The 12,076-nt window shown below is 71.4% G+C and carries 10 protein-coding genes; 8 read left to right on the top strand and 2 right to left on the bottom strand.

Annotation, left to right across the window (positions count from 1 at the left end):
- Positions 1-49 precede the first annotated feature (49 nt).
- Positions 50-580: a GNAT family N-acetyltransferase gene (locus ACFZDA_RS14785; protein ID WP_391080251.1), complete on the bottom strand. Its 531-nt coding sequence runs from the start codon at positions 578-580 to the stop codon at positions 50-52.
- 226 nt (positions 581-806) lie between these two features.
- On the opposite strand from ACFZDA_RS14785, the gene ACFZDA_RS14780 reads away from it, so the two are divergent.
- The 4 genes from ACFZDA_RS14780 to ACFZDA_RS14765 all read left to right on the top strand — a co-directional run bounded on the left by ACFZDA_RS14780 (position 807) and on the right by ACFZDA_RS14765 (position 5,581).
- Positions 807-1,289: a hypothetical protein gene (locus ACFZDA_RS14780; RefSeq protein WP_391080247.1), complete on the top strand. Its 483-nt coding sequence runs from the start codon at positions 807-809 to the stop codon at positions 1,287-1,289.
- Between the two features lie 96 nt (positions 1,290-1,385).
- The gene (locus ACFZDA_RS14775; RefSeq protein WP_391080244.1) at positions 1,386-2,504 is read left to right on the top strand and encodes a GDSL-type esterase/lipase family protein; all 1,119 of its coding nucleotides are present in this window, start codon (positions 1,386-1,388) and stop codon (positions 2,502-2,504) included.
- Between the two features lie 117 nt (positions 2,505-2,621).
- Positions 2,622-4,256 carry a cellulase family glycosylhydrolase gene (locus ACFZDA_RS14770; protein ID WP_391080241.1) on the top strand — a complete coding sequence of 545 codons (1,635 nt, stop codon included), beginning with the start codon at positions 2,622-2,624 and terminating at the stop codon, positions 4,254-4,256.
- A gap of 197 nt (positions 4,257-4,453) precedes the next feature.
- Positions 4,454-5,581, top strand: a complete 1,128-nt coding sequence (locus ACFZDA_RS14765; protein WP_391081685.1) for an acyltransferase family protein — start codon at positions 4,454-4,456, stop codon at positions 5,579-5,581.
- Between the two features lie 16 nt (positions 5,582-5,597).
- On the opposite strand, the gene ACFZDA_RS14760 is transcribed toward ACFZDA_RS14765, so the two are convergent.
- A complete protein-coding gene (locus ACFZDA_RS14760; RefSeq protein WP_391081683.1) occupies positions 5,598-7,703 on the bottom strand; it encodes an alpha-galactosidase in 2,106 nt (701 codons plus the stop codon).
- 133 nt (positions 7,704-7,836) lie between these two features.
- On the opposite strand from ACFZDA_RS14760, the gene ACFZDA_RS14755 reads away from it, so the two are divergent.
- The 4 genes from ACFZDA_RS14755 to ACFZDA_RS14740 all read left to right on the top strand — a co-directional run bounded on the left by ACFZDA_RS14755 (position 7,837) and on the right by ACFZDA_RS14740 (position 12,039).
- Entirely contained in the window at positions 7,837-8,874 is a 1,038-nt protein-coding gene (locus ACFZDA_RS14755) for a substrate-binding domain-containing protein (RefSeq protein ID WP_391080238.1), read from the top strand.
- A gap of 86 nt (positions 8,875-8,960) precedes the next feature.
- On the top strand, positions 8,961-10,292 hold the full coding sequence (locus tag ACFZDA_RS14750) for an extracellular solute-binding protein (RefSeq protein ID WP_391080235.1): 1,332 nt from the start codon (positions 8,961-8,963) through the stop codon (positions 10,290-10,292).
- 2 nt (positions 10,293-10,294) lie between these two features.
- The gene (locus ACFZDA_RS14745; RefSeq protein ID WP_391080232.1) at positions 10,295-11,218 is read left to right on the top strand and encodes an ABC transporter permease subunit; all 924 of its coding nucleotides are present in this window, start codon (positions 10,295-10,297) and stop codon (positions 11,216-11,218) included.
- Positions 11,215-12,039 carry a carbohydrate ABC transporter permease gene (locus tag ACFZDA_RS14740; protein ID WP_306969392.1) on the top strand — a complete coding sequence of 275 codons (825 nt, stop codon included), beginning with the start codon at positions 11,215-11,217 and terminating at the stop codon, positions 12,037-12,039. Before ACFZDA_RS14745 ends, ACFZDA_RS14740 begins: the two co-directional genes overlap by 4 nt.
- Positions 12,040-12,076: the final 37 nt, after the last annotated feature.

The raw sequence follows: 12,076 nt of genomic DNA, 5'->3' as shown, positions 1-12,076 counted from the left end.
GAATGCCTCATGGCCCGGCAAAAGTACGGAGGCTCAAGGTGCGGACTCCCTACAACCACACGCCGAACCACTGCTCCGCGCCGAACTCCTCGAACCGCTCCACCTCGGTGAACCCCAGCTTCGCCGCCAGCCGCATCGAGCGTTCGTTGGCGGTCTGGGTGCAGAGCACCACCGGCTCACCGGGCAGCGCGTCGGCGAACCAGCCGAGTACCGCCGCGCACGCTTCTTCGGCGTATCCACGCCCCCACGCCTCCGGCAGGAACATATAGCCGAGCTCGGCGTCTTTGCCCTCCGGACGGACGCGCCCCGGGCGTTCCGCGTCACGCCGGTCGAGCGTGACCGTGCCGATCATCGCTCCGTCGAGATCGATCACGAACAGGCCGGGGCGCCGCCCGGGCACCTCGGGCACCGCGCGTTCGAGCTCATGACGCGGCCGAGGACCACCGAGGTAAGTGCCCACCTCCGGCGAGGCGAACAACTCGATGAACGCGGCACGGTCCCGGGCCTCGGACTCGCGGAGCACGAGCCGTTCGGTCTTCATCGGGGCAGGTGGCCAGGCGACGGGCCCTAATCCAGTCATGGCGGGCAACCTATCGCGAGGCCGTGCGAGCGATCCCGAAGACGTGGCGGGTCAGCTGGGGTTCCGCATCACCCCGGGACTCTCACCCGGGGAGCGGCCCCGCCCCCTGCGCTCACCGGGGTCGGCACGGGCCCGGATACGCGCCACAGGCCGCGACTGCTCCCCGTTTGACATGGTTCGGACCGGTGGCATGGTGGTGTGCGGGGGCGAACACCGGGAGGTCGGCGTGGCATCCGATTCGGCATGGCGTTCCGCAGCGCGGCAACTGCCGCTCAGGCTCACCGTCGGTGCGTTCTTCCTCAACTCCGGACTGTGGAAACGCGAGGCGGACCAGGCCACCGCTCAGCGACTCCAGCAGTTCGCCGGCGCCACCTACCCCTTCCTGGGCAAGCTCGACGCCCAGAAGTTCACCCGGCTGCTCTCCACCGGGGAGATCACCGTCGCCGCCGCGCTGCTCCTGCCGATCGTCCCTGCCGCTGTCGCCGGGGCCGCGCTCACCGCGTTCTCCTGCGGCACGCTGGGGCTGTACCTGCGGACGCCCGGCATGCGCCAGGAAGGCAGCCTGCGCCCCACTGAGCAGGGAACCGCGCTGGCCAAGGACGTCTGGATGCTGGGCATCGGCGTCTCCCTCATCGCCGAGGGCATGACCGGACACCGCGGACCCGTGACGGCCGTCCTCAGCCCTCGGCGCCGCCTGCCGCGACACTGACCAGACCGCGAGATGCCCCGCCCCTCTTGACGCGTCAATGACAACAATGGCTTGATGCATGGGAGCGCTCCCACCTCACCCAGGGAAGGGACCCCCATGCGCAGAACCCGCCGCTTCTCCCCACGTTTACGCATCGTCCCGGTTCTCGGCCTGCTGGCCGCCCTGCTCCTCCCCCTCGGCCTCACCTTCGCGCCTAGGGCCACAGCCGCGCCGGCGGCGGCCGACCCCGTCCGCATCATGCCGCTCGGCGACTCGATCACCGGCTCGCCCGGCTGCTGGCGGGCGGTGCTCTGGAACCGGCTGCGGAACAGCGGATACACGGACATCGACTTCGTCGGCACCCTCCCACCGCAGGGCTGCGGACAGGCCCACGACGGCGACAACGAGGGTCACGGCGGCGAGTTGGTGACCAACGTCGCCGACCAGAACCTGCTGCCGGGCAGGCTCGCGGCCACCCGTCCGGACATCGTTGTCATGCACTTCGGCACGAACGACGTGTGGAGCAGCATCTCCCCCGACCGCATCCTCGCCGCCTACACCAAGCTCGTGACGCAGATGAGGGCCTCGAATCCGGACATGCGGATCCTCGTCGCGCAGCTCATCCCCATGAACCCGAGCAGTTGCGCGGGCTGCGCGCAACGTGTCGTCGACTTCAACGCGCGGATCCCCGACTGGGCCCGGGCGACCGGCACCGAACGCTCCCCCATCACCGTGGTCGACCAGTGGACGGGCTTCAGCACGGCCACGGACACCTACGACGGGGTGCACCCCAACGCCTCCGGCGACGACAAGATCGCCGCCCGCTGGTTCCCGGCCCTCACGGCCGTCCTCGACGCGGGCGTCCCACAGGACCCCGGCGACCCGGGTGGCCCAGGCGACCCGGGCGACCCCGCGGCTTGCACGGCGCGCTTCCGGGCCGTTTCGACGTGGCAGGGCGGCTACCAGGGTGAGGTGACGGTGACGAACACGTCCGCCTCCGCCGCCTCGGGCTGGACCGCGACGGTCCTGCCGGCGGGCGGCGCGCGCATCGGCCAGGTCTGGAACGGCACGCTCACCACGGCCGCGGACGGTACGGCCACGGTCACGAACGCGGCCTGGAACGGGGCGCTGGCGCCCGGCGCGAGCGCCACGTTCGGTTTTGTCGCCACGGCCCCGGCAACGGCCGGCTCCCCGGCGGCGACCGTCACGTGCACGGCGAAGAGTTCGGGCGCCTGACGCCCGGCGCGAACCAGAACGGGCCCCCCGACCACGAACTCACCGCTCCCTCCCCCCGGGTTCGGACCCGCCCCGCACCAGGCCCCGCCCCATCCCACCCCCACCTCTGGAGCCGCCATGAGACCCCGCACCGCCCCCACCCCACGCGTGGCCACCGTGGCCGTCGCCCTCCTCGGCCTCCTGCTCTCCTTCCTCTCCCTCGGCGCACCGGCGCACGCCGCCCCCACCGGCTTCCGGATCGCCGACGGCCGGCTGCTGGAGGCGTCCGGGAACGACTTCGTGATGCGGGGCGTCAACCACGCCCACACCTGGTTCCCGGACCGGATCAGCTCGCTCGCGCACATCAAGGCCAAGGGCGCCAACACCGTCCGCGTGGTTCTCTCCAGCGGTGACCGCTGGACCCGCAACGACACCGCCGATGTGGCGAACGTCGTCTCCCAGTGCAAGCAGAACCGGCTGATCTGCGTGCTGGAGGTGCACGACACCACCGGGTACGGCGAGCAGAGCGGGGCCGTCACGCTCTCCCGCGCCGCCGACTACTGGATCAGCGTGCAGAGCGCGCTGGCCGGTCAGGAGGACTACGTCATCGTCAACATCGGCAACGAGCCGTACGGCAACACCAACTACGCGAGCTGGACGGCCGACACCAAGGCGGCGATCCAGAAGCTCCGCGCCGCGGGGTTCGACCACACGATCATGGTCGACGCGCCCAACTGGGGCCAGGACTGGGCGTTCACCATGCGGGACAACGCCGCCTCGGTCTTCGCCGCCGACCCGGACGCCAACACGATCTTCTCGATCCACATGTACGGCGTCTTCGACACGGCCGCCGAGATCACCGACTATCTGAACCGCTTCGTCACGGCGAAACTCCCCATCGTCGTCGGCGAGTTCGGCCACAACCACTCGGACGGCAACCCCGACGAGGACACCATCCTGGCCGTCGCCCAGCAGCTCAAGCTCGGCTACCTCGGCTGGTCCTGGAGCGGCAACGGCGGCGGGGTCGAGTACCTGGACATGGTCACGAACTTCGACCCGGACCAGCTCACCAGCTGGGGACAGCGGCTCTTCAACGGCGCGAACGGCATCGCCGCCACCGCCAAGGAAGCCGCGATCTACTCCTCCGGCGGAGGGGACACCACTCCCCCGACGGCTCCCGGTGCCCCGACCGCCTCGGGGGTGACCTCCTCGTCGGCCACCCTGAAGTGGGCCGCCGCCACCGACGCGACCGGCGTCACCGGCTACGACGTCGTCCGGATCAGCGGGGGCGGCGAGACGGTCGCCACCAGCACGGCCACCACGACCGCCACCCTCACCGGCCTGTCCCCCGCCACCTCCTACACCGTCGCGGTCTACGCCCGTGACGCCGCCGGCAACCGGTCGCCCCGCTCGGCCACGGTGACGTTCACGACGTCCTCCGGCGGGTCGTCGTCGTCCTGCGCTGTCGGCTACCGGGTGACGGGCAGCTGGTCCGGCGGCTTCCAGGGCGAGATCACCCTGCGCAACACCGGCACGTCGGCGATCAACGGCTGGACGCTGCGCTGGACCTTCCCGGACAGCCAGCGCATCACCAACCTGTGGGGCGGCACGGCGACGCAGAGCGGCTCCGAGGTCAGCGTCGCGGCCGCCCCGTACACCGCGACGATCCCCGCGGCGGGTTCGGTCACCCTGGGCTTCACGGCCTCCCGGGCGGCGGTGAACCCCAGCCCGACGGCGTTCACGCTGAACGGGGCGGCCTGCTCGGTGAGCTGACCGGGCGGGCATCACCCCCCTGGGTGTGATCCGCGCAACATCCACATCAGAAAGCGGTTTACGCCGGGCCGGAGTGGTGAGGCGGCGGGGATGTCGCACCGGCACCCCACCGCCGTCACTCCGGCCAGACGTGTCCCCGCCCGTCCGTGTTCCCCGCACCGTGCCCGGGAGGTGCGATGAGCGAGGACACCCTGCGTATGCGGGCCGCGGCGGGCACGAGCGGCGAGAGGGGGGCCAGTGCCTCACGCGAGGCCGCCGCACCGCCGAAGCCGGCCGGGCAGCGCGACGCGTTCTTCGACAACGCCAAGTACCTGGCGATCGTGCTGGTGGCGATCGGGCACGCCTGGGAGCCGTTGCGGGACGGCAGCCGGACGGTCAGCGCGCTCTACATGGTCGTCTACGCCTTCCACATGCCGGCGTTCATCGTCATCTCCGGCTACTTCTCCCGCTCGTTCGACGCGAGCCCGGGCCGGATCAGGCGTCTGGTCACCGGACTCGCCGTGCCCTACGTCGTCTTCGAGACGGCGTACACGCTGTTCACGCGCTGGACGGACCAGGAGCCGGACCGGCCCGTCAGCCTGCTGGATCCGTTGTATCTGACGTGGTTCCTGGCGGCGCTGTTCATCTGGCGGCTGACCACGCCGGTGTGGCGGCGCGTGCGGTGGCCGCTGCCCGTCGCGCTCGCCATCGCGATGCTGGCGACGCTCTCGTCGTCCGTCGGCAACGACCTCGACCTGCAACGCACCCTGCAGTTCCTGCCGTACTTCGTCCTCGGTCTGCTGCTGAAGCCGGAGCACTTCAGGATGGTGCGCCGCCGCTCGGCGCGGGTGCTGGCCGTGCCGGTCTTCGCCGCCGCGGTCGTCGTGGCGTACTGGGCGGTCCCGCGGATGACGGGCGCCTGGTTCTACCACCGTGACAGCGCCGCGGAACTCGGCGCTCCGGCCTGGTACGGGCCCGTGATGACGCTGGTGACGTTCGGCTGTTCGCTGCTGCTGGTGGCCTGCTTCCTCGCGTGGGTGCCCGGGCGCCGGGCGTGGTTCACGGCGCTGGGCGCGGGGACGCTGTACGGCTATCTGCTGCACGGCTTCGTCGCCCAGGGGTCCAAGTTCTGGGGCTGGTACGAGCCGGAGTGGGTCCACCGGCCCGTGGGCCTGGTCGTGGTGACGCTCTTCGCCGCGGTGCTCGTGACCGCGCTGTGCACCCCGCCGGTGCGGCGGCTGTTCCGCTGGGTGATGGAGCCCGACATGGCGTGGGCGTTCCGGGACGCACCTCGGCGGACGCGGGAACGGCATGCCGTCCGCGAGGGGAGCGCCGTACGCGGGTGACGCCCGGCGCCCCGCCTCACCCGTCCTGCGTGAGGCGGATCAGCAGCGCGCCGGGCGTGCGCGGCACGGACACCGTCAGCCCCTGCCCGTCCCAGACGGCCCGGCCCGCCTCCGCGGAGGACGGGTGCAGGACGTCCGCGCGGACGGTCCGGCCCGCCAGGTGCCGGACGGGGACGCGGAGTTCGGCCGGTCCGCCGCGCCGCCACACCGACAGGTAGGCCGTGCGGTCGCCGGGGACCTTCAGCCCCAGGGCGAGCCACTCGTCCGTCCAGCCGGGCAGGCCGAGCGGCCAGAACGGCAGGGCCCGCGCGAGGTCCCCGCGGATCGACTTGTAGACCGCGACCGCGTTCCGCACGAGGGCCAGCTGGTGGTCCGACATGCGGTCGAGGTGGCCCGAGAGGTGGATGCGGCCGAGCAGGGCCCCGCCGAGGGTCGTGGTGATCAGTTCGTCGTCGAAGCCGGGCTGCGGATAGGCCCAGACGGCGCCCTGCTCGGGCGGGGCCGCGGTCGGCGCGGCGGCGGCGATGGGCGGGTAGCGCAGGGGGTCCTGCTGGTCGCTGGTGGACTGGAGCTGGGCGACGGCCAGTGTGGCGCCGTCCATGCGCATGCCGCCCGAGGCGCAGTTCTCCACGACGAGTCCGGGGTGGCGGTCCAACACGCCGGACAGCCAGTCCAGGTAGGCGTGGGCGTGGCCCAGCAGTCCGGCTCCCGGTGCGAGGTCGCCGGGTGCCTGGGTGCCGGGGTCGACCACGATGTTGTAGTCCAGCTTGAGGTACCCCACGCCCCAGTCGCCGACGATGCGGTCCACGGTCTTGTCGAGGTGGGCGCGGGCGGCCGGGTGCCGCAGGTCGAGCTGGTGGCGGCCCTGTTCGGCCAGGCGCACGCCGTCGCGCTGGAAGAAGGCCGCGTCGGGCAGTTCCGCCGCGACGGGGCTGCGCACCCCGACGACCTCCGGCTCCAGCCACAGCCCGGGCACCATCCCGCGCTCCCGGATCCGGTCCAGGACGGCCTGGATGCCGCCGTCGGGGAAGCGGCGCGGCGAGGGCTGCCAGGCGCCGACGCTGTCCCACCAGCCCCGGGTGTCGTCGTCGTACCAGCCCGAGTCGATGCAGAAGTACTCGGCGCCGGCGTCCGCGGCGGCGTCGATCAGCGGCCGGAGCTTGGCCGTGGTCGGGTCGCCCATCAGGGTGTTCATGTAGTCGTTGAAGACGACGGGAAGGGCGGTGTGGTCCGGGTGCGGGCGGCGGACCGCCCGGCGGTAGGAGGTCAGGGCGCCGAGCGCCGCGTCGAGGCCGGAGCCGAGGGCCAGGGCCCCGTACACGGTGGCGAACTCCTCGCCCGGGGCGAGCCGGACCCGCCACTGGTGTTCGGCGTCGGTGGGGCCGTTCAGCGCCAGGTAGCTGCCGTGCGCGTGTTCGCCCACGTCCCAGCGCCAGCCGGCCGGGGACTCGACCTGCCACGCCCAGGCCCGGCCGCCGCCGCGCTCCGTCAGCGCCCCCATGGCCAGATGGCCGTCGGTGGGCCAGCTGCCGCGCCCGGTGAGGGCGAGGGCGGCCCGGCTGTCGTGCTGGTGGACGTCGACGTGGATGTCGGCGACGGCTGCGCGCAGCGGCTCGGCGTACCAACGGCACTCGGCGAGCCAGTCGTTGCGGGCCCGGTGGACGTCGAGGGCGTCCGGTGCGGGCAGGCCGCCGAGCAGGAGGCTGCTGACGGACTGGACGACCAGCGGCGCACGGCCCTCGTTGCGCAGGCGGACGCGGGAGCGCAGGACGGACACGCCGGTGGGTGAGGTGAGGTCGATGAACGCCGTCAACCCGGTGTCGTGGTCGTGGAGTTCGACGGTCAGCCACTCCCAGCCGTCGCGTCTTTCCGTGCGGTGGGTCCGGTAGGCGAGCCGGGCGCCGAAGGCCGTGCCGGTGAAGCGGGGTCCTGACCAGCCGCTGCCGTGGCCGAGGGCGGTGAGCTCCACGAGCGGGAGCGCGGAGTGCGGGGCGGCGGGGCGGTCGTCGTCGGGGTGGGCCAGGCGGACCAGCCGCAGCGTCCCGTCGGCGGCGACGGCGAAGCCGGCCCGCAGGGCCTGATGCCCCCAAGTGAACTCGTCCCGCCGCTGGTTGGAGGCCATGTGCGCCGCATCCGCCGTGCCGGTCAAGGTGCTCCCCCTCCTGACCCCGTCCCGTCCTCGGGGAACGGAGGTCCGTGTGAATCCCTCGTTACGGTCTCTTGACGACCCAAGTGTGACCGGTCACAATCCTCGCATGAATGTGACCGGTCACACAAGGCGCCCGGCGAGCATCAGGGACGTCGCGACCGCCGCGGGGGTCTCCTACCAGACGGTCTCGCGGGTGATCAACGGCCATCCCAGCGTCCGGCCGTCCACCCGGGAGCGGGTGCTCGCCGCCATCGAGGAACTGGGCTTCCGCCGCAACGCGACCGCCCTCGCCCTGGCCAGCGGACGCAGCCGGGCCGTGACCGTGCTCACCGCGAACACCACCCACTACGGCTACGCCTCGATCCTCCAGGGCATCGAGGAGGCCGCCCGGGCGGCGTCGTACGCGGTCGGGATCGGGGTGCTGGAGTCCGCCGAGGACGCGGCCGTCGCCGCCGAGGTGCAGCGCGCGGCGGACGCGGGCGGCGGGATCGTCGTGATCGCCTACGATCCGGCCGGTGTCCGGGCGCTGGAGGCGGTGCCCGCCGGGCTGCCGGTGGTGGGCGTGGTCGAGACCCCGGCGAGTCCGCCCGGCGGCGACCGCCCGTGGGTGTGGGCCGACGACCGCGAGGCCGCCTACCAGGCGACCCGCCATCTGCTCTCGCTCGGCCACGAGACCGTGCACTACGTGGCCATCCCGTCCAGCACCCGCCGCACCAGCGCCCGCACCGGCGGCTGGCGGCAGGCGCTGAAGGAGGCCGGCGCCCCGGAACCCCGCCCCGTGCAGAGCAGTTGGGGACCGGCGGGCGGGCACGCGGCCGGGCTGAAGCTGGCGAGGGACCCGTCCGTCACCGCCATCCTGTGCGGCAACGACGACCTCGCGCTCGGCGTGCTGCGCGCCCTGCACGAGACGGGCCGCCCGGTGCCGGGCGAGGTCAGCGTGGCCGGTTTCGACGACGCCCCGCACTCCGCCTTCCTCACCCCGTCCCTGACGACCGTACGCCTGGACTTCACCGGCCTCGGGCGCTCGGCGTTCGCCCTGCTGCACGGCGTGCTGGAGGAGTCCGCGCCGGTCGCCCCGCATCCCGTGTCGGTGCCGGAACTGGTGGTGCGGGAGAGCTCGGGGCCACCGCCCGCCCGCACCTGAACCATCGGCACCTGAACCACCCGAACGAGCCCAGCAGTTGTGAGTCCCGCTTTGTGAACCGAACCGCCTGCTTGGAAAGGCACGAGATGAAGAGAAGAGCTCTCCCCGCCCTGGCGCTGATATGCGCCGTCGGCCTGGCCGCCACCGCGTGCAGCGACCCCACCGCCGGGGACTCCGGTTCGGACGGTTCGGACGCCAAGCAGACGGCGGTGAACCCGACCGCCCGGCTGGACGGCGTGAAGCTGACCATGTGGACCGCGCAGAACACGGTGACCGCGCCCAAACAGGTCATCGACGCCTTCGAGAAGGCCACCGGCGCCAAGGTCGACACCCAGGCGATCCCGGACCTCTACGAGCAGAACGTGCCGACGAAACTGGCCTCCGGCGACCGCCCCGACCTGATGTTCTGGCAGCCGTCCATCTCCACGCTGCCGTTCGTCCAGCCCAAGCAGAACCTGCTCACCCTCGACAAGGAGCCGTGGGTCTCCAAGCTCGGCGACACCGAGAAGTCCCTCGGCGTCATCGACGGCAAGCGGTACGCGGCGATCGTCACCAGCCCCGCCATGCTCGGCGTCTACTACAACAAGGACGTCTTCAAGCAGGCCGGGCTGAGCGAGAAGGACTTCCCGACGTCCTACGACGAGCTGCTCGCCCTCGGCCACAAGGTCGTCGACAAGACCGACGCGGCCGCCTTCTACGAGGCCGGCGGCGACAAATGGCCGCTGCAGTGGCAGATGCAGGTGCAGCTCACCGACCTCGACCGGCAGTGGTGGGCCGATCTGAACGCCGGCAAGAAGAAGTGGACCGACCCGGTCGTCGTCGGCGCGATCAAGAAGTACAAGGAGAAGCTGCTCGACGCCGGGCTCGCCCAGAAGAACTACCGGACGGGCACCTTCACCGGGCAGGCCGACGCGCTGTGGAAGGGCGACGTCGGCATGGTCCTCAACGTCACGTCCTTCCAGAGCCAGTTGCAGGCCAAGTACTCCACCGCGGAGCTCGACAAGAAGATCGGCTGGTTCCCGGTCGCCAACTCCTCGGCCACCGGCCTGTACTCCCCCGACCAGACCAACGGTGTCGTCGCCTTCAAGACCGGTGACGACAAGCGGCAGAACGCGGCCCGGCAGTTCCTCGCCTTCTGGCTCGGACCGGACTACGCGGACTACATCAAGACGATGAAGATCCCGTCCGTGCAGCCGTCCGTGCCCACTCCCGACGGGCTGCCCGAGACGTCCAAGGCCCAGATGGCGGCCCTGCCCAAGGCCATCGGCGTCTTCCAGGCCAAGGCGATCGTCGCCCCCGACACCCACCTCTACCTGGCCGACATGATCTTCGGCAAGAAGAGCCCGCAGCAGGTCGCGCAGGCGATCCAGGACCAGTTCGCGCAGGTGGCCAAGGCCCAGGGCGCTCCCGGGTTCTGACCATGGCGGACACGGTCGTACGTACGCGCAAGCAGCCGGCCGCACCCGGCGCACCCAAGGGCGTGGGACGGCTGCCACGCGCCGCCGTCCACCACCCCTGGTGGTTCGCGCTCCCCGCGATCGTCGTCTTCGCGGGCTTCTTCCTGGTGCCCAACCTGCTGAACTTCTACTACCCGTTCACCAACTGGTCCTCGTACCACGCGGACATCGCCTTCACGGGCCTGGACAACTTCCGGACCATCGCCGAGGACGGCTCGCTGCTGCGGGCGATCCGCACGACCCTGGTGTACGCGCTGCTGGCGGCGCTGTTCCAGAACGGCTTCGGGCTCGTGCTGGCGCTGCTGCTGGAGGACGACAGCCGCTTCAACCGGTTCTTCCGCGCCGTCTTCTTCCTGCCGGTGCTGATCTCGGCCCTGGCGACCGGTTACGTCTTCCAGGCGCTGCTCGACCAGGACGGGGCCCTCAACTCCGTCCTGGGCACGGACGTCCCGTGGCTGGGCTCGACGACCTGGACGCTGGCGATCGTCACGCTCATCCACGGCTGGAAGTGGATGGGCCTGTCGATGCTGATCTATCTGGCCGGGCTCAAGGGCATCCCCGGCGAGATGCTGGAGGCCGCGAAGTGCGACGGCGCGGGGCCCTGGCGGACGTTCCGGTCGGTGCGCTGGCCGATGCTCGCGCCGGCCGTCACCTTCAACGTCACCACGGCGCTGATCGGTTCGATGAACACCTTCGACATCGTGCAGGCCACCACGGGCGGCGGCCCCGCGGCCTCCACGGAGGTCTTCAACATCTACATGTTCCGGATCTTCGGGCAGGGCCTGTACGCGCAGGCCTCCGCGATGAGTCTCGTCCTGTTCCTGGTGGTGGTCGTCGTGGCGATCCCGCTGGTCGTGGGGCTCCGGCGAAGGGAGCAGCTGCTGTGACCGCGGTGTGGCGGTACGGCCGCCCGTCCCTCGTCGTCCTGCTCGCCGCGCTGGCCGTGGGCGTGCCGCTGTGGCTGGTCGCCGTCACCTCGGCCAAGCCGCAGGCCGAGGCGATCAAACCGAATCTGGACCTGCCCCGGCACTGGCAGCCCGCGAGCAACTACGCGGACGCCGTCGGCCAGGGCGAGATGCTGCGCGGTTTCCTCAACTCGCTGCTGGTCGTGGTGCCTTCGGTGGTCCTCGTGCTGATCCTGGGCGCGGGCGCGGCCTGGGTCTTCGCCCGCCGGAAGTCGAAGCTGGTCTCGGCGGCGTACGCGCTGTGCATCAGCGGACTGCTGCTGCCGCCCGCCGTCATCACCATCGTGATGGAGCTGCGGCAACTGGGGCTGTCCAACACCCGCCCCGGCATGATCGCCGTCTACACCGGGATGTACCTGTCGACGTCGATCTTCTTCATGACCGGTTTCATCCGCGCCATCCCCATGGAGCTGGAGGAGGCGGCCCGGATGGACGGGGCGAGCCCGTCGCGGATCTTCTGGCGGATCGTCCTGCCGCTGCTCCGGCCGGTGATCGCCACCGCGACGATCATGGTGATGCTCTACGCCTGGAGCGACATCTTCTACGCGTTCTTCGTCCTCGGCGGCGGAGAGCGGGCGACCCTGCCGCTCAACCTCTACCAGGTCGCCAGCGCCCAGCTCTACCTCAACAACTGGCATCTCGTCTTCGCGTACGTCGTGGTGATGAGCCTGCCCATGGTCGCCGTGTTCCTCGTCGGCCAGCGAAAGATCGTGTCCGGAATCACCAGTGGAGCCGTGAAGTGACTGGAGGTCCAGCAGCGTGATCACCCCCGCCCGCACG

It is taken from the genome of Streptomyces sp. NPDC007991 (assembly GCF_042958445.1).
In the GTDB taxonomy this organism is placed as follows: domain Bacteria; phylum Actinomycetota; class Actinomycetes; order Streptomycetales; family Streptomycetaceae; genus Streptomyces.
The sequence above is the reverse complement of the archived record's forward strand: the minus strand, read 5'-3'. Positions and strand labels throughout refer to the sequence as shown.

What these genes read in the sequence shown, in the direction of transcription:
- ACFZDA_RS14785 (WP_391080251.1), bottom strand. Translation starts at nt 580, where the DNA reads ATGACTGGATTAGGGCCCGTCGCCTGGCCACCTGCCCCGATGAAGACC.
- ACFZDA_RS14775 (WP_391080244.1), top strand. Translation starts at nt 1,386, where the DNA reads ATGCGCAGAACCCGCCGCTTCTCCCCACGTTTACGCATCGTCCCGGTT.
- ACFZDA_RS14770 (WP_391080241.1), top strand. Translation starts at nt 2,622, where the DNA reads ATGAGACCCCGCACCGCCCCCACCCCACGCGTGGCCACCGTGGCCGTC.
- ACFZDA_RS14765 (WP_391081685.1), top strand. Translation starts at nt 4,454, where the DNA reads ATGCGGGCCGCGGCGGGCACGAGCGGCGAGAGGGGGGCCAGTGCCTCA.
- ACFZDA_RS14760 (WP_391081683.1), bottom strand. Translation starts at nt 7,703, where the DNA reads ATGGCCTCCAACCAGCGGCGGGACGAGTTCACTTGGGGGCATCAGGCC.
- ACFZDA_RS14755 (WP_391080238.1), top strand. Translation starts at nt 7,837, where the DNA reads ATGAATGTGACCGGTCACACAAGGCGCCCGGCGAGCATCAGGGACGTC.
- ACFZDA_RS14750 (WP_391080235.1), top strand. Translation starts at nt 8,961, where the DNA reads ATGAAGAGAAGAGCTCTCCCCGCCCTGGCGCTGATATGCGCCGTCGGC.
- ACFZDA_RS14745 (WP_391080232.1), top strand. Translation starts at nt 10,295, where the DNA reads ATGGCGGACACGGTCGTACGTACGCGCAAGCAGCCGGCCGCACCCGGC.